General features: G+C 75.4%; 16 protein-coding genes. 10 read left to right on the top strand and 6 right to left on the bottom strand.

Annotated features, from left to right (window positions below; translation table 11 throughout):
- Positions 1-10: 10 nt before the first annotated feature.
- The 4 genes from MLV88_RS09890 to MLV88_RS09875 all read right to left on the bottom strand — a co-directional run bounded on the left by MLV88_RS09890 (position 11) and on the right by MLV88_RS09875 (position 4570).
- Positions 11-2116 (bottom strand): caspase family protein, encoded by a 2106-nt coding sequence (locus MLV88_RS09890; RefSeq protein ID WP_243337372.1) that lies wholly within the window; start codon positions 2114-2116, stop codon positions 11-13.
- A gap of 10 nt (positions 2117-2126) precedes the next feature.
- Complete coding sequence (locus MLV88_RS09885; RefSeq protein ID WP_242334401.1) at positions 2127-2903, bottom strand: hypothetical protein; 777 nt, start codon at positions 2901-2903, stop codon at positions 2127-2129.
- Positions 2900-3403, bottom strand: coding sequence for an RNA polymerase sigma factor (locus MLV88_RS09880; RefSeq protein WP_242334398.1), 504 nt, complete (start codon positions 3401-3403; stop codon positions 2900-2902). The genes MLV88_RS09885 and MLV88_RS09880 overlap by 4 nt, the downstream gene beginning before the upstream one ends.
- An 84-nt stretch (positions 3404-3487) precedes the next feature.
- A complete protein-coding gene (locus MLV88_RS09875) occupies positions 3488-4570 on the bottom strand; it encodes an LA_2272 family surface repeat-containing protein (protein WP_242334396.1) in 1083 nt (360 codons plus the stop codon).
- Positions 4571-4818: 248 nt separating this feature from the next.
- Between MLV88_RS09875 and MLV88_RS09870 the strand changes: the two genes are divergently transcribed.
- The 9 genes from MLV88_RS09870 to MLV88_RS09830 all read left to right on the top strand — a co-directional run bounded on the left by MLV88_RS09870 (position 4819) and on the right by MLV88_RS09830 (position 14229).
- Complete coding sequence (locus MLV88_RS09870) at positions 4819-5517, top strand: MotA/TolQ/ExbB proton channel family protein (protein WP_242334393.1); 699 nt, start codon at positions 4819-4821, stop codon at positions 5515-5517.
- 29 nt (positions 5518-5546) lie between these two features.
- Positions 5547-5972, top strand: coding sequence for an ExbD/TolR family protein (locus tag MLV88_RS09865; RefSeq protein ID WP_242334390.1), 426 nt, complete (start codon positions 5547-5549; stop codon positions 5970-5972).
- Positions 5969-6709, top strand: coding sequence for an energy transducer TonB (locus MLV88_RS09860; RefSeq protein ID WP_242334387.1), 741 nt, complete (start codon positions 5969-5971; stop codon positions 6707-6709). The genes MLV88_RS09865 and MLV88_RS09860 overlap by 4 nt, the downstream gene beginning before the upstream one ends.
- Before the next feature lie 5 nt (positions 6710-6714).
- Positions 6715-9303 (top strand): TonB-dependent receptor domain-containing protein, encoded by a 2589-nt coding sequence (locus tag MLV88_RS09855; protein ID WP_242334384.1) that lies wholly within the window; start codon positions 6715-6717, stop codon positions 9301-9303.
- Positions 9304-9311: 8 nt separating this feature from the next.
- Positions 9312-10424 carry a hypothetical protein gene (locus MLV88_RS09850; RefSeq protein WP_243337370.1) on the top strand — a complete coding sequence of 371 codons (1113 nt, stop codon included), beginning with the start codon at positions 9312-9314 and terminating at the stop codon, positions 10422-10424.
- A gap of 65 nt (positions 10425-10489) precedes the next feature.
- Positions 10490-10780, top strand: coding sequence for an ArsR/SmtB family transcription factor (locus MLV88_RS09845; protein WP_242334377.1), 291 nt, complete (start codon positions 10490-10492; stop codon positions 10778-10780).
- Positions 10777-11163: a VOC family protein gene (locus MLV88_RS09840; protein ID WP_242334374.1), complete on the top strand. Its 387-nt coding sequence runs from the start codon at positions 10777-10779 to the stop codon at positions 11161-11163. Before MLV88_RS09845 ends, MLV88_RS09840 begins: the two co-directional genes overlap by 4 nt.
- A gap of 258 nt (positions 11164-11421) precedes the next feature.
- Positions 11422-13095: an HNH endonuclease gene (locus tag MLV88_RS09835; protein WP_242334368.1), complete on the top strand. Its 1674-nt coding sequence runs from the start codon at positions 11422-11424 to the stop codon at positions 13093-13095.
- A 132-nt stretch (positions 13096-13227) separates the two neighbouring features.
- On the top strand, positions 13228-14229 hold the full coding sequence (locus tag MLV88_RS09830) for a cupin domain-containing protein (protein WP_242370761.1): 1002 nt from the start codon (positions 13228-13230) through the stop codon (positions 14227-14229).
- 367 nt (positions 14230-14596) lie between these two features.
- On the opposite strand, the gene tpx is transcribed toward MLV88_RS09830, so the two are convergent.
- On the bottom strand, positions 14597-15100 hold the full coding sequence (gene tpx, locus MLV88_RS09825) for a thiol peroxidase (protein WP_243337368.1): 504 nt from the start codon (positions 15098-15100) through the stop codon (positions 14597-14599).
- 174 nt (positions 15101-15274) lie between these two features.
- Between tpx and MLV88_RS09820 the strand changes: the two genes are divergently transcribed.
- Positions 15275-18706 (top strand): aminotransferase class V-fold PLP-dependent enzyme, encoded by a 3432-nt coding sequence (locus MLV88_RS09820; RefSeq protein WP_243337366.1) that lies wholly within the window; start codon positions 15275-15277, stop codon positions 18704-18706.
- A 20-nt stretch (positions 18707-18726) separates the two neighbouring features.
- On the opposite strand, the gene MLV88_RS09815 is transcribed toward MLV88_RS09820, so the two are convergent.
- Positions 18727-20838: an ATP-binding domain-containing protein gene (locus MLV88_RS09815; RefSeq protein ID WP_242352569.1), complete on the bottom strand. Its 2112-nt coding sequence runs from the start codon at positions 20836-20838 to the stop codon at positions 18727-18729.
- Positions 20839-20967 lie beyond the last annotated feature (129 nt).

Genomic DNA, 20967 nt, shown 5'->3' with positions numbered 1-20967 from the left:
CGCGCGCCGCTCACGGCGGCCCGAGCCGCAGCCCCGCCGCGAAGCCCAGCCAGGCCCGCCGGCCGCCGTCCGCGCCGAGGTCGTGCTCGAGCAGGCCGCCCAGGCCCGGGCGGAAGCCCTCCTCCGCCCAGAACAGGCTCGCGCTCGGCCCCGCCACCACCGCCACGCTCCGCGTGACCTGCCACCCGGCGAGCACCCGCGCCGTGGCGAGCACGTTCGCGCCCGCGTCCACCGCCTGCTGGCTCAGGAGATCCACGTCCAGCAGGAACCGGCCGCGGGCCTGGTGCGCGCCGAGCCCGAAGCCGGACCAGAGACGCCCGCCGCTGTCGGCGCGCTGCGCGCCGGCGGAGAGGATCGTGTGGAACGCGCGGCTCCCGAGCAGGAGCCCGGCGGAGAGGATCCCGTTCTCGTCGCCCAGGACGAGGAGCTTGTGCTCGCCGCCGCGGACGATGGGGAGGAGCCGGAGCGACACGCCGTCCAGGCCGTCGGCGACGTTCACGAGCCCGAGCTGCGCCCCGCGGACGTGGCCGCCCACGTTCACGAGCCCGACCTGCACGCCGCGCACGCCGCTCCCCACGTTCACGAGCCCGATCTGCGCGCCGTGCACCTCGCCCGACACCGAGGCGAGCGCGAGCTGCGCCCCCGAGACGGACCCGGCGTAGCCCACGAGCGCGGACTGGAGCCCGGTCACCGCTCCCGCCGCCCAGCTCACGCTGGAGTGCTGCCAGCCGACGACGTCGCCCCGCACCAGGTTCAGGCCCTGGGTGAGCTGCACGCCCCGGAGCGAGCCGGCCACGTTCGCGACCATCCCCACCTGCACGCCGGTGACGCGGCCGCGCGCGGAGCTCCCGATGTACGAGAAGAAGCCGCCCACCACGTCCTCGTCCGCCCAGAGCACCGGCGCGAGCCCGATCCCGCGCAGCCGGGTCGTGCGCGAGGCGATGAGGCCGAGCTGGAGGCGGTTCACGACGTAGCGATCGCCGTTGAACGACACGGGCGGGAAGATCGAGAGGTCCACCGGCACGCGCGCGAGCTCCTCCACCCCGTCGCCGCGGAGCGCCGTCAGCTCCCGCGGCACCGCGGCGAAGCCCGCGCCGGCGAGCTCGGTCCGGCCGCCCTGGGTGAGCGCGACGCGCGCCTCCACGAGGCGCCCGTCCTCCTCGCGGGAGACGCGGTAACCGCCCGGGTCGAGGGCCAGCTCCAGCGGGCGGCCGGGGTGCTTGCGCAGCTCCGCGACGAGCCGCTCGCCGGAGTCGCGCACGAAGAACCGGCCCGCCGCCGCGGCCGGCAGGACGAGCGTCGCGCCCGAGCCGCGCAGATCCGTGAGCACCACCTCGCCCGCGCCGACGAGCTGGATGTCCCAGACCGCGTGCTGCGGGCCGCCGCGGGTCCGCTCCGTCCGCGCGAGCGTCTCGTCGAACGCGAACTGGTAGACCTCCGAGAGCGTGACCTTGCCGTCCTGGCTCGCGTCGGCCGCGCCGCGCAGGCCGGTGACGAGGGCGTGGGTGAAGAACGACGCGCCGACCCGGTCCGACTCCTGGGAGGCCTCGTCGGCCGAGCTGGACGTCAGGATCACCTGACCGCTCACCCGCGACGAGGCGTCCACCAGGAACGGCGCGGCGCGGGCGCCTCCCTTCCCGCGGGTGAAGGAGCCCGACGAGCACGAGTCGAGGATCGCGATGCGGATGTCGGCGCCGAGCTCCGTGAGCCACCGCCTGAGCTCTCCATACGGGACGCGCGCGCCGCGCAGGAGCAGCCCCTCCTCGTCGGAGTGGCCGGAGTAGTAGAAGAGCACCTCCGTGCGCCCGCCGGCGCGCGCGCGCCTCACGCGCGAGCGGAGCTCCTCGAGGGCCGCGCGCAGGCTGGCCTCGCCCGGGTCGAGGAGCACGATCGTGTCCTCGCCGGCGACGCCGCCCATCTGCTGCAGCACCCGCGCGACCCGCTCCGCGTCGGAGATCGCGTAGCGGAGCCGCGGGCGCGCGGGGCCGCCGTCGTTGGCGCCCGCCACGAGGGCGAGCCGGCGCACCGCGCCGGGCGGCTCGGCGCGGGACGGCCCCTGTGCGGCGGCGGCGCCGGCGAGGAGGACGGCGGCGAGCGCGAGGACGGGTCGAATCATGTCGGGGCTCTCACTTCACGAGGAGGAGGGCGTGCTGCTCGAGGCCCGCGGGGAGGACGAGGGGATCCTCGCGGGCGCGGCCGGAGGCGGCCAGCCGTCGCGCGGCCTCCACCGCCGTCGCGGAGTCGAAGGCGGCGGCGCCCGTCACGAGGAAGAACCGCTCGAACCCGGGCGCGTCGTCGAGGAGGTAGGCGTGGGGGAGCGGCACCGCGCCCGTCCCCGCGAGCGGGGCGGCGGGGCCGCCCTCCTCGGGCCAGTGGAGCGTCACGATCCCGCGGCCGTCCACCGAGACCACCGCCCCGAACGGCCTGCCCGCCGCCACGTACGAGAGCTGCAGGAGGTCTCCCGCCCGCGCCGCCGCGCCGTCGCGGAGCTCCTCGGGCCCGGCGTCCGGCCGGCTGCGGTGCACCTCGAGGCGCGGCGCGAGGCCCTTGAGGCGGGTGTCCTCGATGGCGGAGCGCGGCGTGAGAAGGCCGGACGGGATGACGTGCAGCACGAGCGCTGACGCCACCGCCACCGCTGCCGCGATGGGGACGAGCAGCAGCGGCCGCCGCCGGGAGGGCCGCGGCGCGCTCGCGGCGAGCGCCGCGCGGCGGCGGATCTCCCCGAGCGCGGGGCCAGGCGGGTGAGCCTCGCGGAACGCCGCGGCGTCGCGCGCGAGCGCCTCGAGCCGGCGCACGCCCTTCTCCGCCTCGAGGCGGCCCCGTACGCGGGCGGCCTCGTCGGGCGGGAGGTCGCCGGCGTGGAGCCGCTCGACCAGGTAGTCGGGAACGCGATCCGGGCTCATCGCTGCACCTCCTGGGTGGGCGCCTCGGCGGCCTGCTCCACGGCGCGCCGCCGGAGCCCGCCGAGCCGCTTGCGGACCGCGGCGGCCGTGAGCCCCACCTCGCGACCGACCTCCTCGAGCGTCAGGCCGTCCACGTAGTGGAGCACCGCCATCACCCGGGTGGACTCCTGCTCGCGCCCGAGCAGCCGTCCGACGACGAGGCGCGACAGCGAGCGCGCCTCGGGCTCGTCCGCCGCCGCGATGGCGAGGAGCGCGGCCTCGTCCCGGTCCTCCGGCCGGCGCCGCTCCGTGCGGAGCAGGTTCAGGCAGACGCGGGTGGCGATGCGGAGGAGGAGCGACGCGGGGGCCTCGTCGCGGAGCCGCTCCTCCGCCCGGAGCAGGTTCACGAACGTGTCGTGCATGGCGTCCACGGCCCTCTCCTCGTCACGGAGGAGGCGGCGGCAGCGGCGCAGGACCATCGGCGCGAGGTCCCGGTAGTACGCGTCGACGTCGACCGCCACCCGCTCCCCTCTCTCCGGCCCCTGGGCCGGACGAGCTTCTACCTCGAACCCCGGTCCGGCCGTGAGCAGCGCCGGAAACCGCCGTCAGATCCGCACTCCCGCGACGAAGCCCACCCACACGCGCGCGTGGCGGCCGCCGAGCTTCCAGCCGAGGTGCAGGTCGGGCTGGTCCTCGTCCGAGACGAGCACGTTCGCCGTCGGGCCGGCGAGGACCCCCATCCACTCGGTGAGCCGGTAGGCTGCCACCGCGCGGAGGACCCCGAGCACCGCCTCGGGGGTGCCGTCGAGCGAGACCGCCTGCGCGACGAGATCCAGGTCGAGCGCGAGGCGCTGCGCCGGCTCGAACCCGACGCCGGCGCCGCCGCCCAGGGCGGAGAGCGTCTTGCCCGAGCGCTCCTGCGGGTCGGGCTGGACGCCCGCCCCGAGGACGCCGTAGGCGCGCCGCCCGCCGAGCCGCACGCCAGCGGCGAGCGGCGTGAGCTCGGTCGCGTAGAGCTCCACCTCGTGGCGGCCGTTCCGCACGAGCGCGAGGACGCCCACCGAGCCCTCCGCCTCCTCGGCGAGGTTCACGAGCCCGACCTGCGCGCCGCGCACGCGGCGGGCCACGTTCACGAGCCCGAGCTGCGTCCCGCTCACCTCGCCGCCCACGTTCACCACGGCGAGCTGCACCCCGCGCACCCCGCCGGCGACGTTGACCGCCGCCGCCTGGAGGCCGTCGAGGCGTCGCGCGACGTTGGCCGCGCCGCCGAGCTGGACGCCCTCCCCGCCGCCGCGGACCACGTTCACGATCTGCGACGCCTGGAGGCCGCGGAGATCTCGCGCCACCGTGGTGACGGTCGCGAGCTGCACGCCGCGCACGACCCCGCCCGCGCTGGCCGCGGCCCAGGTCACCTGCGCGCCCGAGACGTCCTCGTCGGCGAGGTGCACCGGCGCGAGCGCCAGGCCGCGCAGGACGGTGGAGCGGGCCACCACGCCGATCGAGAGGTGGTTCTCCACCCGCCCCTCACCGTTCAGGCTGAGCGGCGGGACGAGAGACAGGTCCACGGGGACCACGCGGAGCGCGGTCGGGGCGGCCGCGGGGGGCTCCGGGACCGCCGCGCCGGCGAGCGCCAGGGCGGGCACGGCCGCCGCGAGCGCGGCGAGGGTGGTGCGAAGCGGGTTCCGCATGGGCGTCGTCCTTCTTCCGTGGCCGAGGGGCGGTCGGCGGGGTCGGAAGGAGGAACACCGCTGCCTGCCGCGCGCGCTACCGCGGCGCGGACGATTCACATTTCTTCACGCTCCGACCAGATCGGGGCAACCTGCCGCCGCCATGCTCCGCGCCGCCTCGGCGAGGGGGCGGTAGCGCGATCTCCGCGCCGCGGTGTTCCCTCGCACAACACGAGCGCCGCACTCTCGCGGTCAACGGAGCGTCACCCATGACGAAGTCCCTCTTCGAGCTCTTCACGCGCGCCGGCGCCGAGTGGGTGATGCTGCTCCTCGTCGCCCTCTCCGCCGCCTCGGTCACGGTCATCCTCGAGCGGGCCCTGTACTTCGCCCTCCGCCGCCGCACCTCTCCGGACCTCCTCACCCTCCTCATGAACGGGCGGCTCGAGGAGGCGCGGGCCCGCATCGAGGGCCGCCGCGGCCTCGAGGCGGAGGTGGCGCGGGCGGCGCTCGACGCCGCCGGCGGCGGCCCCGCCGCGGTGCAGGAGGCGGTGGCCTGCACCATCGCGGACCGCCGCCTCGGCTACGAGCGGGGGCTCTCCTTTCTCGGCACGCTCGGCAACAACGCCCCCTTCCTCGGCCTCTTCGGCACGGTGGTCGGGATCATCCGGGCCTTCTCCGACCTCGCCGTCGGCGGCCCGAAGGGCGCCGGCGCGGCGGCGGTGATGTCCGGCATCTCGGAGGCGCTCGTCGCGACCGCGGTCGGCATCTTCGTGGCCATCCCGGCGGTCGTCGCGTTCAACGGCTTCCAGCGCTGGCTGCGCACGCTCATCACGCGCGCCGAGGCGATCGGCCACGCCCTCGCGTCGCACCTCGAGCACGACGACGTCCGCGCCGCGGCCCGAGCCCGGCTCGACCACGGAAGGTCCGCGCGGCGCCCCGAGCCCCACGAGTCGAAGGGCGCCGCCTAGCGGCGGCCGCGAGCGCACCGGAGCCCACCATGGCCGCCCACTCGAACGGCAGCGACGAGGCGATCACCGGCATCAACGTGACGCCCCTCGTCGACATCACCCTCGTCCTCCTCATCATCTTCATGGTCACCGCCTCCTACATCGTGAAGGAGAGCATCGAGGTCGACCTGCCCCGCGCCGCCAGCGGCGGCGAGACCGTCGGCCCGACCCTCGCGTTCACGCTCGATCGGGACGGGAAGCTCTTCCTCGACGGAAGGCCCGTCGGCCGCGCCGAGGCCCGCGCCGCCGTGCGCGCGGCGCTCGCGCGGAGCGCCGACGCGCGGGCGCTCATCGGCGCGGACCGGGCCGTGCCTCACGGCGAGGTGGTGTCCGTGATCGATCTCGTGAAGAGCGAGGGGCTCACCCGCTTCGCGATCCAGATCGAGCACGACGCGTCGGGGGAAGGCGCGCCGTGACCCCGGCGCCTTCCGACGGTCCGCCGCGGGGCCGCACGCTCGCCGCGATGGCGCTGGCCTCGCTGGCGCTCCACGCCGGCGGGTTCGCCTGGGCCGGTCGCCTCGAGCCGCGTCAGGCCGCAAGGGCCGCGCCCGTGGTGGTCGAGTTCGAGGCCGCCCCTCCGCCGCCCGCCCCCGCCCCGACGCCTCCTCCACCGTCGGAGCGGCCTGCGCCGCGCCGGGTCGCGATCGCGAGGCTGCCGCCACCTCCGGCCGAGCCGCCTCCACCGCCGCCCCCGAACGAAGCGCCGCCGCCCGCCGCGCCGGCGCGCGCGGTCCCCCGCGTCGGAGTGTCGCTCTCCTCGACCGCGACCGGCGGCGGCTTCGCGGTGGGCGTCGGGAACACGCTCCACGGCAGGGCCTCGGAGACCGCCGCCGATCCCGCCTCGGTGAAGCCGTACGCCGCCCCGCGCTCCGCGCCCGCCCGGCTCTCCGCGCAGCCCCGCCTCCTCGAGCGGCCGGAGATCCCGTATCCCCCGGAGGCCCGGCGGGAGGGGCTCGAGGGGCAGGTCGTGCTGCTCCTGCGGATCGACGCCGAGGGCCGGGTCGCGGCGGCGCGCCTCCTCTCCGCGCCGGGCGCCGCCCTCGGCGAGGCCGCCCGGGCCGCCGCGCTCCGCTTCCGCTTCACGCCTCCCCTGCTCGAGGGCGAGGCCGTCGAGACCGAGATCCGCTTCACCTACACCTTCGTCCTGGAGTGAACCTCATGCGCCGCTCGCTCGCCACCGCGCTCGCCCTGCTCGGCCTCCTCCTCGGGAGCGCCCGCCCCGCTCGCGCCGAGACGCCACCGGCGGAGACCGGCGTCCTCACGCGCGCTCCGGCGGTGGTCGAGCCCGCCGAGCCCGAGTACCCGGAGGCCGCCCGCGCGGCGGGGCTGACCGGCGTCGTGACCCTCGAGCTCGAGATCTCGGAGACCGGCGAGGTCACCGACGCGGTGGTGACCGGCCCCGCCGGGCAGGGGTTCGACGAGGCCGCGGTCGCCGCCGCGCGGAAGCTCCGCTTCTCCCCCGCGGAGATCGACGGGGCGCCCGCGCCGGTGCGGATCGAGTATCGCTTCACCTTCGCGCTGGCCGCGCCGCCCGCGGCCCCCGCGCCGCCGCCGCTGAACCTCCTCGGCCGGGTGCTCGAGCGCGGCACCCGGCTGCCCGTCGCGGGCGCGATGGTGGAGGCGGGCGGCCAGCTCACCCACACCGACGGCGAGGGCCGGTTCGCGCTCGCCGGGGTGGCGGACGGGGCGGTGCAGGTGGTCGTGACGGACGTCGACCACGCCCGCCTCGAGTCGGAGGAGACCGTCGAGCCCGGCAAGGCGACCCAGGTGACCTACTGGCTCCAGCGGACCGCCGCGGAGGGCGAGTACGAGGCGGTCGTGGTGGGCGAGCGGGAGGAGAAGGAGGTCTCGCACGTCGCCATCGCGGCCGGGGAGATCCGGCGCGTCGCGGGCGCCTCCGGCGACGCGGTGAAGGTCATCCAGAACCTCCCCGGCATGGCCCGCACCTTCCTGAGCGGCGAGATGATCGTCCGCGGCGGCAACGCCCGCGACACCCGCGTGTACGTGGACGGCGAGGAGGTGCCCGCGGTGTTCCACTTCGGCGGGCTCACCAGCGTCTACTCGTCCGAGCTCCTGAAGGACGTGGAGTTCGAGGCGGGCAACTTCGGCGTCCGCTCGGGGCGGGCGATCGGCGGCCGCGTGAACCTCGTCACGCGCGATCCCGGCGAGCGGACCCACACGCTCGCGGACGTGAACCTGTACCACGCGACCGCGCTCTACGAGGGCCGGCCGCGCGAGGATCTCGGGATCGCCATCGCGGCCCGGCGCTCCTACGCGGACGCGGTGGTGACCCGCGCGCTCGAGTCGATGGACGACGCGCCGGGCGTGAGCACCGCGCCCCGCTACTACGACCTGCAGGCGAAGGCCGCGTGGAAGGCGACCGCCGACGACACCGTCCGTCTCGACGTGTTCGGCTCGGACGACCGGATGGTCCTCACGGGCGTCGAGGACGATCAGTCGCTCGAGGACCTCGACTTCCTCGAGTACGGCACCCGCTTCTACCGGGCCGGGCTCCGCTGGGATCACCGCGCGAGCGAGGCGACCCGGCTCAGGCTCGCGCTCGGCGGTGGCTGGCAGGACATGGACATCGACGCCGACGAGCTGTTCCGGATGCGCCAGGAGCTCTGGAGCACGCACTTTCGCGCCGAGGTGAACCACGAGCTCACGCCGCGGGTGAAGCTCGTCACGGGCGTGGACGGGCAGTGGTATCCGCGGGTCAGGATCGAGGTGGACGCGCCGCCGATCCTCCCGCCCGGTCAGGTCCCGAACCCGAACGCCGAGACCCGCCGCTACGCCGCCACCATCGACGGGCTCGAGGCGGGCGCGTTCGTCGAGGCGACCCTCGAGCCGGTCGACGGGCTCTTCGTCGTCCCGGGCGTGCGCGCGGACGTGCACCGCGCGCTCGCGAACCTCTCCTGGGTGGACCCGCGCCTCGCGGTCCGCTGGCAGCTCAGGCCCGGGACCGCGCTCAAGGGCGCGGTCGGCCTCTATCACCAGGCGCCGCCGTTCCCGTACGTCACGGAGGAGTTCGGCAACCCCGACCTCCGCGAGGAGGGCGCCTGGCAGTACTCGCTCGGCGCGGAGCAGCGGCTCCTGCCGCGGCTGCTCCTCGACGCGCAGCTCTACTACAAGCGCCTGTTCGACCTCGCCCTCCCCTCCGACGCCGTGATCACCCGGGATGGCCAGCTCGTCTCCGAGCGCTACCGGAGCGCGGGGACGGGGCGGTCCTACGGCGCGGAGCTGCTCCTGCGCTGGGATCCCGACGGCCGGTTCTTCGGCTGGATCTCCTACTCGCTCTCGCGCGCGGAGCGGGGCGAGTCCGTCGCGGGCGGCCGGCTCGACAGCGAGGGAGACGCCTACGACCAGCCGCACAACGTGGTCGCGGTGGGCACCGTCGAGCTGCCCGAGGTCTGGCGGGGCCTCTCCGCCGGGTTCCGCGCCCGCTACACGAGCGGAAACCCCTACGAGCCGGTCCGCGCCGCCGTGTACGACGCCGACGCCGACCGCTACCAGCCGATCCAGACCGGCGCGCTCACCGGGCGCATGCCCCCGTTCTTCCAGCTCGACCTCCGCGTCGACAAGAAGTGGACGGCCCGCACCTGGACGTTCGCGGCCTACCTGGAGGTCCAGAACGTCACCAACCGTGAGAACCCCGAGGCCGCCGCGTACAGCTTCGACTACTCGCGGCGCGGCTGGTACTCCGGCCTCCCGCTCTTCCCCTCCTTCGGCCTGCGCGCCGAGTACTAGGACCGCCCATGAACCGCACGCTCGCCGCCCTCGTCCCCGTCCTCGCGCTCACGGCCGCCTGCGGGCCGGACTTCGATCCCGCCTCCGAGGTGCAGGGGTTCCGCGTGCTCGCGGTCCGCGCCGAGCCGCCCGAGATCGCCCCGCCCTCCGACGGCTCGGCCCCCGCCCGCGCGGACTTCGGGACGCTCGTCGTGGATCCGGCCCTCGTCGCGGACCAGGCCCGGCGCGCGGTGGTGCTCCACGTCGCCTGCACCCCGGCGCCGGGAGACCCGGGCCCCTCCCCCTGCACCCTGTTCTCCGAGCTGGCGGATCCCTCGACGCTGCTCGCGGGCGCCGATCTCGCGGCGGCCTGCGCCGCCCCGGGCGTCGGCGTCGCGGGAGGGATCTCCTTCGCCGGCCTCGAGGCGTGCGGACGCGACGGCTGCGGCCCGCTGGCGGTGAGGCGGGATCCCGCCGACCCGGGCTCCGCGGTGGCGCTGCCCGGGGCTGCCTACGAGCTCCCCGCGGACTACACGCTGTCGGCGCTGCCCGCGTCGTCTCCCGAGCGCGTCCTCGGCCTGGAGGTCACCGACCTCGCCCTCGCGCTCGACGCGACGCCGGACGAGCTCGCGCCTGCGAGCGCGGTGGGGAGCGACTGCGAGCTCCTCGGCGCCGTCGCCGCCCGCTTCGAGGCGGAGTGGTCGCGCCGCCCCCACGTCGCGGCGCTGAAGCGGATCCGGGTCCGCGGTCCGGCGGCGCCCTCCGCGCCCAACCACAACCCCGTCCTGTCAGGCGTGGCGCTCGAGGGCGCGGCGCTCCCGGCGCCCGGTGAGACGCCCGCGGCCGTGCCGCCGAGCGCGAAGGTGCCGCTCCTGCCGCTCCTGCCGGCGGGCTTCGAGGAGCTGCGCGAGACCTACGTCGAGAGCGACGCGGCGGGCCAGCCCATCGCGACGCGGAAGGAGGACTGGACCTTCTCCTGGTTCACGAGCGCGGGCGAGCTCGAGAAGCTGCACACGAACCACCCCGACGAGGCGGCGGAGCTCACCACGCCGGCAGCCGGGGCTCCCACGGTGTGGGTGGTCGCGCGCGATCTCGTCGGTGGCGTGACGTGGCGCGCGGGCTCGCTCGCCGTGACGCCGTGAGGGGGTCGGCCCGCCGGGCGTCTCGAGGTTGACAGGCAAGTCGTAGCTTGCCTATGTTCCGCCGGGTGGCCGACGTGTTCGAAGCGCTCGCCGCCCCGACGAGGCGGGCGATCCTCGACGAGCTCACCGATCGGGACGGTCAGTCGCTGTTCGAGCTGTGCACGCGGCTGACGATGAAGCACGGGCTCGCGATGTCGAGGCAGGCGATCTCGCAGCACCTCGAGGTGCTCGAGGCGGCCGGCCTCGTGACCACGCGGCGTGAAGGCAGGTGCAAGCTCCATCACCTCGACACCGCACCGCTGCGGAGTATCTTCGAGCGGTGGCCGGTCGAGGGGCTGAAAGGGACCCGGCGATGAAAATCAACCTGACGAGCGTCCTGGTCGATGACCAGGAGAAGGCCCTGAGGTTCTACACGGAGGTCCTCGGGTTCGTGAAGAAGACCGAGATCCCGCTGGGCGAGGTGCGCTGGCTCACCGTCGTGTCGCCCGAAGCCCCGGATGGCCCCGAGCTCGTGCTGGAGCCGGACGGGCACCCCGCGGCGCGCCCGTTCAAGCGGGCCCTGGTGGAGGACGGCATCCCGTTCACCTCGTTCGCCGTAGAGGACGTGCGTGCCGAGTACGAGCGGCTCCGCTCGGCAGGCGTTCGTTTCGTCCAGCCGCCCACCGAGATGGGCCCGGTGACGATCGCGGTGCTCGACGACACCTGCGGGAACCTCATCCAGATCGCCAGCCAGAAGTAGGTCGGCCCGGAAGCGGGTTCAAATCCGCGTTACCTGCGGTCCGTGGGTCGGGGAGGTGCCTCCCGCGTCCAGTGGCCCGCCTCCGGGCGCGAGGTCCCGCCACGTGGGGGCGGCGCGCTGGAGCCGGGGTGGGTGGAAGGCTCGGCGTCGGTCGTCGTGGTCGGGGTCGCGGTCGGGGTCGCGGTCACGTCTGATATTCACCCACCGTCGCGCTGGAGTCCGCCCGACCGTCAGACACAGATGGTATGGGTTCACTCGATGGACGTCGTGCCCCTGAGCCCTCCCGCTCCTCTCGCGATCGCCTCGGCGGCCGCGCTGGACGCGCTCGCGGCGGAGGCGTGGCTGCTCGAGCCGCCGCCGCCGCACGAGCGGAAGGGCATCCTGCGGGACGAGGCGGCGCTCCTCATCGACCGGCTCCTCAGCCGCGTCGCGCGTGGGCACGGCGCGCTCGAGATCGCCATCGGCCGCGGGCTCGCGGCGCTCGCCGACCGGGACGGTGCGATGCGGTTCGGGTACGCGAGCGTCGGTGACTACGCGCGCGAGCGGCTGGGCATCGCGGCCAGCACGGCGCAGAAGCTCGTGAGGCTCGCGCGGGCGCTCCGCGACCGCCCGCTCCTCGCCGACGCGGTCCGGCGCGGCGAGGTGAGCGCGCGCAAGGCCGAGACGGTCCTCCCCGTTGCCCGCGGTGAGGCGGAGGCGCGCTGGGTCTCGATCGCCCGCACCGAGACGGTGCGCGCGCTCGCGGCGGCGGTGCGGGCCGAAGCAGCCGCCGAGGCGAAGGCGGACGAGGAGCCGCGGGAGCGCGTGTCCCTCCAGCTCACGCCCGCGGGTCGCGCGAAGCTCGACGAGGCGATGGCGCTCGCGGGCAAGGTTCTCGGAGCGACCGCGCCGAGGTGGCAGCGGCTCGAGGCGATCTGCGAGGAGTTCCTCGGCGCCCATCCCGTGGAAGCGCTCTCGGACGGCGGGGACGAGGTCACGGACGAAGGCGTCCTGCGCGGGCCGGCCGCAGAATGGTTCGAGGCGGCGAGGGCGGGGCTCGAGGAGGAGTATGGCCGCTGGGCGTTCCTCGGAGCGGTCGCTCCGGTCGAGGCGGAGGTGAGCGCCGAGCTCGACGGCGGCGCGGACGTGCGCGTCGACGAGGAGCTGAGGCGGCTCGCGGCGATGCGCGATCGCTGGGACGCGCTCGTCGGGCACCTCGGCCTGCTGCTCCGGACGCTGCGACTGTGGCGCGACATGGGTTTCGCCTCGTTCGGCCACTACTGCGAGGAGCGGCTCGGAATGGCTACGCGCACGGTGCAGCAGCGGGTCCAGCTGGAGCGTAGGCTCTACGCGCTCCCCGCGCTCGAGCAGGCGATGCGCGACGGGCGCGTGTCCTACGAGCAGGCGCGGCTCGTGGCGGAGGTCGCGGACGATCTCACCACCGAGGACTGGATCCGCCGGGCGGAGGGTACGACCTGCATCGCGCTGCGCCGGGAGATCGAGGCGGAGCAGGAGGCGCAGATGTGCGCGCGGGCCGAGCTCGACCTGCGCGTGCCTCGGCGGGTCGGGCGCCTCCTCGACGAAGCGTTCCGGGCGGCCCGCGCAGCGGCCGACCGCTGGCTCACGCCCGCGGAGTGCCTCGAGCGGATGGCGGAGCACTTCATCTCGACCTGGAAACCCGCGCTCGCGGAGCGGAGCACGCCGCAGCGGCGGGCCCTCGCGCGCGACGGCGGACTCTGCCAGGTGCCGGGTTGCAGCCGGGCGGCCGTGCACGCGCACCACGTCGTCTATCGCTCGCGCGGCGGCGGTGACGACCCGGCGAACCTCGCATCGCTCTGCGCCGCCCACCACCTGCGGGGAGTACACGGTGGGCTCGTCGAGGTTCGCGGCGTAGCGCCGGACCGGCTCACGTGGCGGCTCGGCGCGCGGGATCCGACGCGGTCCCTGGACTGAGCTCCGTCGAGTGAGCGTCCATCGAGCGGCGGTGGGTGGGTCGGAGCAGCTCGATGTCGGGACCCACCGCCATGCCGCCGTGCACCCGCTTCGTCCCCTGGCGTCGCAGCCGTGCCGCGCTACGCTGCGGTCATGTCCGATGCATCCCTTCCCCGCACTCTCGTCCGCGCCAGCGAGCGCGGACAGGCCGAGTCGAGCGGCCACCCGTACAACCCGCGCTCGGAGATCCACGGCTGGATGATCTCCCGCGCCGCCGGCCTCGGCCGGATCGCGGTGAACCTCGCGTGGCTCCCTCCCGGCAAGGAGTCCGCCATCTTCCACGTCCACCACCGCGAGGAGGAATGGGTCTTCGTCCTCGAGGGGCGGGGCGTGATCGAGCTCGACGACGCCGAGCACGAGGTCGGCCCGGGCGACTTCGTGGCCCTCCCGCCGGGCGTGGCGCACCACGTCCGCAACGCCTCCGCCGATGAGCGGCTCCTCCTGCTCGAGGGCGGGGAGATCATCCCGGACGTCGAGGTGGCGGACTTCCCGCGCCTGCGACGCCGGATGGTCCGCCTCGGCAATCGTTTCGCGGTCTACCCCATGGACGCGGAGATCGAGTTCTTCCCGGGAGTGAAGGAGCTGCCGCGCGAGCTGGTCGGCCTCCCGCCGCCGGGAGAGCGGCCGCGCCTGCTCGTCCGCGCCGGCGAGCGCGGCGAGGCGCGCGTCTACCACCACCCGCAGAACCCGCGCTCGGAGGTCGGGCTCACCTGGCTCTCCCGCCCCGCGCTGAAGCGCATCTCGGCAGGCGTCGCCGCGGTGCCCGCCGGCAGGGAGTCCTTCGTGAAGCACGTGCACCGGCACGACGAGGAGTGGATGTACGTCCTCTCCGGGAGCGGCGTCGCGGTGATCGGCGACCGCGAGGAGCCCATCGGCCCCGGCGACTTCCTCGGCTTCCCCGCCGGCGACCCGGCACACAACGTTCGCGCCTCGCCGGAGGGCGAGCTCGTCTACCTGCTCGGCGGAGACGCCTGGTCGCGGAGCACGATCGAGATCGTCGACTTCCCGGAGCTCGGCTTGCGGAAGACGTTCGTGGGGACGCGCAGCTCCCTGACCTTCCCGCTGGACGCGGCGGTCGAGAGCAAGGGCACTTAGGACGGGCCACGGCGGACAAGGCGGGGGTCGGGTCGGGGTCGGGAAGTCACCTCCGGTATTCACCGCCAGTCGCTCCATCACCGCCGAGGACTGGAGCCGCCGGGCGGAGGGCAGGACCTGCATCGCGCTGCGCCGGAGATCGAGGCGGAGCCGCGCCGCCCACCACCTGCGGGGCGTGCACGGTGGGTTCGTCGAGATCCACGGCGCGGCGCCCGACCGGCTCACGTGGCGGCTCGGCTGCGGGCCATCATGAAGTCGCACACCGAGGCGAGCGCCTACGGCGCGCCGCAGGGCCTCGGCTGAGACGCCACGAGGCCAGCGGGTCGCCCCGCTGGCCTCGTGCCCGCTGCCTCGACGACGACGCCGTCTAGCCCTGCGCGGCCTTCAGGGCCGGGTCGTAGTCGGGCTCCTGCCCGATCTCCGGCACGAGCTGGCGGTAGATCACCTTGTCGTCCGCGTCGAGCACCACGACCGCGCGGCCGCAGAGGCCCGCGAGCGGGCCGTCCGTGAGGAGGATGCCGTAGTCCTGTCCGAACTTCTTGTCACGCATGAGCGAGAGCGTGACGACGTTCTGCAGCCCCTCGGTCGTGCAGAACCGCTTCGCCGCGAACGGAAGGTCCGCGGAGACGACGAGCACCACCGTGTTCGGGAGCTGACCCGCCTTCTCGTTGAACTTGCGGGTCGAGGTGGCGCAGACGGCCGTGTCGAGGCTCGGGACGATGTTCAGGATCTTGCGCTTGCCCTTGAAGTCGGCGAGCGAGACGTCCTTCAGATCGCCCCCCGTGAGCTTGAAGTCGGGCGCCTTGGCGCCGACGGCCGGCAGCTCGCCGCTGGTGTGGATCGGGTTCCCCTTGAGCGTCACCTGGGCCATGAATCCTCCGTTCGAGTTCGCGCGGTTTTAACCCACGCCCACCCGGAGCGCCGGGATTGTGGCCGCTCGTCCCCAGCGGGGACACACTCACCGTCGCGCCACCCGGCCGCACCCGGCGAGGCGGCTGGCCGCTACCCGACTCAGGCCGCATCCATCTCCGGACCGGAGGCGGAGATGGGAGCACCCGAGGCACGGGAGGCCAGCACGCGCGGGGCGCGCGGCGGCGTCCGGGTCCGCGACGGGCTGTGCGGCATCTGCCCCGCGGGCTGCTGGGTGCGCGCCCACGTGGAGGGGGACCGGCTCGTCGGGGTGGAGCCGCTCCCGGATCACCCGCTCGGCATGCTCTGCACGATCGGGCGCCACTCGCCCGAGATCGTCCACTCGCCCGACCGGGTGAACCGCCCCCTCCGCCGCACTGGCCCCAAGGGCAGGTACGACTTCGAGCCCATCTCCTGGGACGCCGCGTACGCGCTCCTGGCAGGCCGGCTCGCCAGCATCAAGCGGGAGCACGGCGCCGAGGCGACCGCGGTCTACACCGGCCGGGGCGCGTTCGAGCTCTCGCTCTGCGACGTGTTCCAGCCGGCCGGCGTGGCCGTCTCGTCCGCCTCGAGCGTCCTCTTCCCGTTCGGCTCGCCCAACGCGCTCGGGGTGGGGGCGCTCTGCTACGTCGCGTTCGCGATGATCGCGCCGCACGTCACCATGGGCGCGATGCTGCTCGGGCTCGACGCCGACCTCGACCAGGCCGAGCTCGTCGTGCTGTGGGGAGCGAACCCGGCCACCGACTCGCCGCCGACGGCGCACCACCAGGTCGTGCGCGCCCGCCAGCGCGGCGCCCAGGTCATCGCCATCGACCCGCGCCGGAACGACACCGCGCGGGCCGTCGACGCGGAGTGGATCCCGATCCGCCCCGGCACCGACGGCGCGCTCGCGCTCGCCCTCATCGAGGTGCTCCTCGAGGAGGAGCTCCACGACGAGGAGTTCGCGCGCGACTGGACCGTGGGGTTCGAGGACCTCGCGCGGCTCGCCCAGCACTACCGGCCCGAGCGCGTCGAGGGGATCACCGGTGTGCCCGCCGCCACCATCCGCAGCCTCGCGCGCCGCATCGCGGCCGCCCGCGGCGCGTGCCCCGTCACCTACACCGGCCTCGAGTACTCCGGGAACGGCGTGCAGGCGATCCGCGCGCTCCTCACGCTGTGGGGCCTCGCGGGACAGCTCGACGTCCCGGGCGGCCTCGTCTTCCGCATGCGGGACGGCGCGTTCCCGCAGAACCGCCGCCACCTCCAGCCGAACCCCGCCGTGGGGAAGGCGCTCGGGCGCGAGCGCTTCCCCCTCTACACGCGCTACCGCGGCGAGTCCCACGCGATCGCCCTGCCCCGCTCGGTGCTCGAGGGCGATCCCTACCGGATCCGGGCGCTCGTCGTGCACGGTGCGTCGATCCTCACCGCGTGGCCGGACCCGGACCTGTGGCGCCGGACCCTCGCCGGCCTCGACTTCCTCGTCTGCGTCGATCGCTTCCTCACCGCGGACGCGGCGTTCGCGGACCTCGTCCTGCCGGCGGCGACGGGGTACGAGATCACCTCGTACATGCGGTACGGCCCGCTCTTCAAGATCCGCGAGCCGCTCGTGCCGCCCGTCGGCGAGGCGCGCAACGACTTCCTCATCATGGCCGGGCTCGCCGACCGGCTCGGCTACGGGCACCTCTACCCGCAGACGGAGGAGGCGCTCCTGCGCCACGCGCTCGAGGGGACGGGCTTCACGCTCGAGGCGGTGCGGGCCGCGGGGGGAGAGGCGCGGGTGCCCGCCCCGTTCCTCCAGTATCGCAAGTGGGAGAAGGGCCTCCTCCGGCCCGACGGCGAGCCCGGGTTCGACACGCCCTCCGGCAAGTTCGAGATCGCCTCGTCGATCCTGGCCGAGCACGGCTACGAGCCCCTGCCGGTCTACGTCGAGCCGCCGGAGAGCCCGGCGAGCCGGCCCGATCTCGCGGGCAGCCACCCGCTCGTCTTCAACTCAGGCGCGCGCGGTTTCCACGACTTCCGCAGCCAGCACCACGGCGTGCCCGGCCTCGCGGCGCGCGCGCCCGAGCCGCTCGCGACGCTCAGCGCGGAGGACGCCGCCGCGCGCGGGATCGCGAGCGGGGATCCGGTCTGGGTCGAGACGCCGCGCGGGCGCGCCCCCTTCCGCGCGCACGTGACCACGGACCTCGTCCCGGGCGCCATCGACGCGAGCATGGGAGGCGGCGGGCCGCTGGGGAGCGAGTCCTGGCGCGCCTGCAACGTGAACGCCCTCACGGACCTCGCCCAGTGCGATCCGATCTCGGGCTTCCCCGTCTACAAGGCGCTCCTCTGCGAGGTGCGCCGCGCCGACGGGGCGGCGGCCGCGGAGCCGGCGGAGGGCGCGCCCGAGCGCGACGCGCCGAGGGGACCGCGGATCGAGGCGGCCCCGCTCCGCCCCATCTACCTCGACCATGCGGCGACCACCCCCGTCGCGCCGGCGGTCGCCGAGGCGATGGCGCCGTTCCTCGCGGGCGCGTTCGGGAACCCCTCGAGCGTCCACCCCCGCGGCGCCGAGGCGCGCGCCGCCGTCGAGGACGCGCGCCGCAAGGTGGCCCGCGCGCTCGAGTGCACGGCGCGGCGCGTGGTGTTCACGGGATCGGGCTCCGAGTCGGACAACCTCGCGGTGAAGGGCGCCGCGTGGGCGTGCCGCGCGCGCGGCCGCCACGTCGTCACCTCCGCCATCGAGCACCCCGCCGTGCTGGAGGCCTGCCGCGCCCTCGTGCCTCACGGGTTCGAGCTCACCGTGGTGCCGGTCGAGCGCGACGGGCACGTCTCGCCGGAGCGGGTCCTCGGCGCCCTCCGCGACGACACCGTGCTCGTCTCGCTCATGCTCGTGAACAACGAGGTGGGCACGATCCAGCCGGTCGCGGCGCTCGCGCCGGCGGTGCGGGCACGCGGCGCGCTCCTCCACGCGGACGCGGTCCAGGCGCTCGGCAAGGTCGCCCTCGACGTGGAGGCGCTCGGGGTGGACCTCCTCACGGTCTCGGCGCACAAGATCCACGGCCCGAAGGGCGTGGGCGCGCTCTACGTCCGCGCCGGCGTCTCGCTCGAGCCGCTCGTGCACGGCGGCGGGCAGGAGCACGGGCTGCGGGCGGGCACCGAGAACGTCGCGGGCGTCGTCGGGTTCGGGCGCGCCTGCGAGCTCGCGATGCAGCGACTCGGCGGCGGCGAGATGGACCGGCTCGCGGCGCTCCGCGAGCGCCTCGAGCCGGGCCTCCTGAGGCTCCTGCCGGAGGCGCGGCGGAACGGGGACGGGGCGCGCATCGCGACCACCCTCGACGTCACGCTGCCCGGGATCCGGGGCGAGTCGCTCGTGCTCGCGCTGGGCCGCCGCGCCGTGCACCTCTCCTCCGGCTCGGCCTGCCACTCCGGCGATCCAGAGCCGTCGCGCACCCTCCTCGCCATGGGCCTCACGCCCGAGGAGGCGCACTGCTCGGTGCGCTTCTCGCTCGGGGCGGGGCAGACCGAGGCGGACGTTGACGAGGCGCTGGCGCGGATCGCCGAGACGCTCGCCGCCTCGCGCGCGGCGGTGCGGTTCCTCGCGTGCCGGTGAGGCCGGGCCGCGCAGGCGCTTCAGGCCGGTGGGAGGGCGCGCAGGAGCGGCGACGGCGTGCCCGGCGCGGCGATCCAGAGCTGGTGCGCCGCGCGCGTGACGGCGACGTGCAGCCGGCGGCGCGCCTCGTCCGCGTCGGGGTAGGCGCGGACCGAGGCGTCGGGCACGACCACGTAGTCGAACTCGAGCCCCTTCACGCTCGCCACGTCGGTGACGTCCACGCCCGGCCGGAACGAGAACCGGCCGTCGATCGCCAGGCGGGCCTCGGGCATGTCGGAGAGGAGGCGGTGGAACGCGCGCGCGACCTCGGCCGAGTGTGCGACGACCGCCACGGACGCGTCCGGCTCGCGCTCGACGAGATCACGGATCGCCCCCACCAGGAACAGCTGCGCGTGGGCCTCCGTCGGGAAGTCGAACCGCGACACGGGCGCGCCGTCGCGGCCCGCGCGCGGCGGAGAGGGCGGCGCGAGCGGGCCGAGGATGGCGTGGGCGGCCTCCGCGATGGGGCGCGGGCAGCGGTAGGTGGTCTCGAGCTTGACCGTCGCGGCGCGCTCCGCGCCGATCGCCGCGAGCGCCTGCGGCCAGCCGGCGTAGGAGGAGAACGTCTGCTGCGCGTCGTCGCCGGCGAGGGTCACGCTGCGGCCGTCGAGGTGGCGGCCGAGCACGGAGAGCTCGAACAGCGAGACGTCCTCCGCCTCGTCCACCACGAGGTGCGCGAGCGACCTGCCGCCTCCAGCGCCGGCGAGGGTGGCGAGGAACAGGAGGATGGGGAGATCCTCCGGGTCGAGCGTCCCGGCGATCGCCTCGGGCGTGTCCTCGGAGAGGCCCAGGCCGTCGAGCGTCTCGCGCCGGTCGGGATCGACGCCCGCGACGAGCTCGTCGGTCGGCGGCGCGAGCTGCAGCCGCGTGTGCCGGACCGTCTCCTCGATGGCCGTGGTGGGGAGATCCCCCTGCGCCGCCCGGATTACGCCGGCGAGGAACGCCGGGTCCACGCACAGATCGCCGAGCTCCTGGCGCAGCTTCGCGAGCGAGGGCCGCGCGCCGGCGAGCCGCGGGCGGCGGCGGAGCGTCTCGTACAGCGCGGGGTGGCGCTTGAGCCGCGAGACGAGCGACGGCGTGTCGGCGCACAGGCGCGGCGGCGGGGCGCGGAAGACGCTCTGGAACGCGCCGCGCGACCAGGAGTCCAGCGTCCGGACCGCCGCCCGATCGAGGCCGAGCGGCTCGAGGAGCCGCGCCGCGAGCTGCGCGAGGCCGAGCTCCGGCACCACCACCTGCATCCGCGAGGGCGGGAAGCGCCGCGGGTCCTCGAAGGCGATGCGCGCGAGCCGGTGCAGGGCGACGGTGGTCTTGCCGCTCCCGGCGCTGCCGATGACGAGCAGCGGCCGGTCCGGGGGCGCGGAGACCGCCTCGAACTGATCGGGGTCGAGCAGGGCGGTGATGTCCGGGGCGGAGACCCTCCCGCGCGCGCCCGCGCCGGTCCCGAGGGCTCCGGCGCGCGCCGCCTTGCCCGCGCCGCCCCCGAGCGCGGCGCCCTGCACGGCGAGCCGCCGCCACACGCCGTCGGCGCCGCGCGCGACGGTCAGCTCTCCCGCGGAGACGCGGGTGAGCACGCCGCGCTCCACCACCACCACGCGGCGCGCCTCCACCACCCCCGCCGCGACGCGGCCGGGGAACGCCTCCTCGAACTCCTCGCCTTCGCGGTAGCGGTAGAAGATCGCGGCGACCGGCGCGTAGCGCCAGTCCACCACGCGCACCCCCGCCCCGCGATCCACGAACGTGTGCCGGCCGAGGCAGTAGTCCCGGACCTCGCCCCCCTCGCGCACCCGCAGGTGCGCGAAGTACGGCGCGCTCGGATCTGGGAACCCGTCCGGCCGCTGGCGCTCGAGCACGGCGCGAACGAGTCCCATCTCCTGGAACACGGTCGGCAGGTCCTTGGAGGTGGACTCGAGCGCCTCGTCGCGGAGCTCCCGGAGGCGTCCGGCGAGGTCGCTCTCCGCCCGTACGGACGCGCGCGCGCCGAGCGCCCCGTGCACCGCCGCGAGGAGGGATTCCTCCTCCGCCACGATGTCCTGTGCGCGGGCGTCGAGGGCGTCGGACGCCGGGGGGATCGCCTGTGGAGTCCGGATCGGCAAGGGGCGGTCCTTCTAACGCGGCGCCAGGGCGATCGCACGCTGGTTCGGCGGCGGCGCATCCTACCCTCGACCCTGACGCCGGCGCGCGCAAGGCGCGGTGCGACGAGGTCGCGGGCGCGCGCTGGCGTC

This window comes from Anaeromyxobacter soli (assembly GCF_022808855.1).
GTDB lineage: Bacteria > Myxococcota > Myxococcia > Myxococcales > Anaeromyxobacteraceae > Anaeromyxobacter > Anaeromyxobacter soli.
This window is presented reverse-complemented; position numbering and strand designations above follow the sequence as displayed.

Excerpts from the sequence above, each read along its gene's own strand:
- MLV88_RS09890 (WP_243337372.1), bottom strand. The coding sequence starts at position 2,116 with ATGATTCGACCCGTCCTCGCGCTCGCCGCCGTCCTCCTCGCCGGCGCC.
- MLV88_RS09885 (WP_242334401.1), bottom strand. The coding sequence starts at position 2,903 with ATGAGCCCGGATCGCGTTCCCGACTACCTGGTCGAGCGGCTCCACGCC.
- MLV88_RS09875 (WP_242334396.1), bottom strand. The coding sequence starts at position 4,570 with ATGCGGAACCCGCTTCGCACCACCCTCGCCGCGCTCGCGGCGGCCGTG.
- MLV88_RS09870 (WP_242334393.1), top strand. The coding sequence starts at position 4,819 with ATGACGAAGTCCCTCTTCGAGCTCTTCACGCGCGCCGGCGCCGAGTGG.
- MLV88_RS09865 (WP_242334390.1), top strand. The coding sequence starts at position 5,547 with ATGGCCGCCCACTCGAACGGCAGCGACGAGGCGATCACCGGCATCAAC.
- MLV88_RS09855 (WP_242334384.1), top strand. The coding sequence starts at position 6,715 with ATGCGCCGCTCGCTCGCCACCGCGCTCGCCCTGCTCGGCCTCCTCCTC.
- MLV88_RS09850 (WP_243337370.1), top strand. The coding sequence starts at position 9,312 with ATGAACCGCACGCTCGCCGCCCTCGTCCCCGTCCTCGCGCTCACGGCC.
- MLV88_RS09840 (WP_242334374.1), top strand. The coding sequence starts at position 10,777 with ATGAAAATCAACCTGACGAGCGTCCTGGTCGATGACCAGGAGAAGGCC.
- MLV88_RS09835 (WP_242334368.1), top strand. The coding sequence starts at position 11,422 with ATGGACGTCGTGCCCCTGAGCCCTCCCGCTCCTCTCGCGATCGCCTCG.
- MLV88_RS09830 (WP_242370761.1), top strand. The coding sequence starts at position 13,228 with ATGTCCGATGCATCCCTTCCCCGCACTCTCGTCCGCGCCAGCGAGCGC.
- tpx (WP_243337368.1), bottom strand. The coding sequence starts at position 15,100 with ATGGCCCAGGTGACGCTCAAGGGGAACCCGATCCACACCAGCGGCGAG.
- MLV88_RS09820 (WP_243337366.1), top strand. The coding sequence starts at position 15,275 with ATGGGAGCACCCGAGGCACGGGAGGCCAGCACGCGCGGGGCGCGCGGC.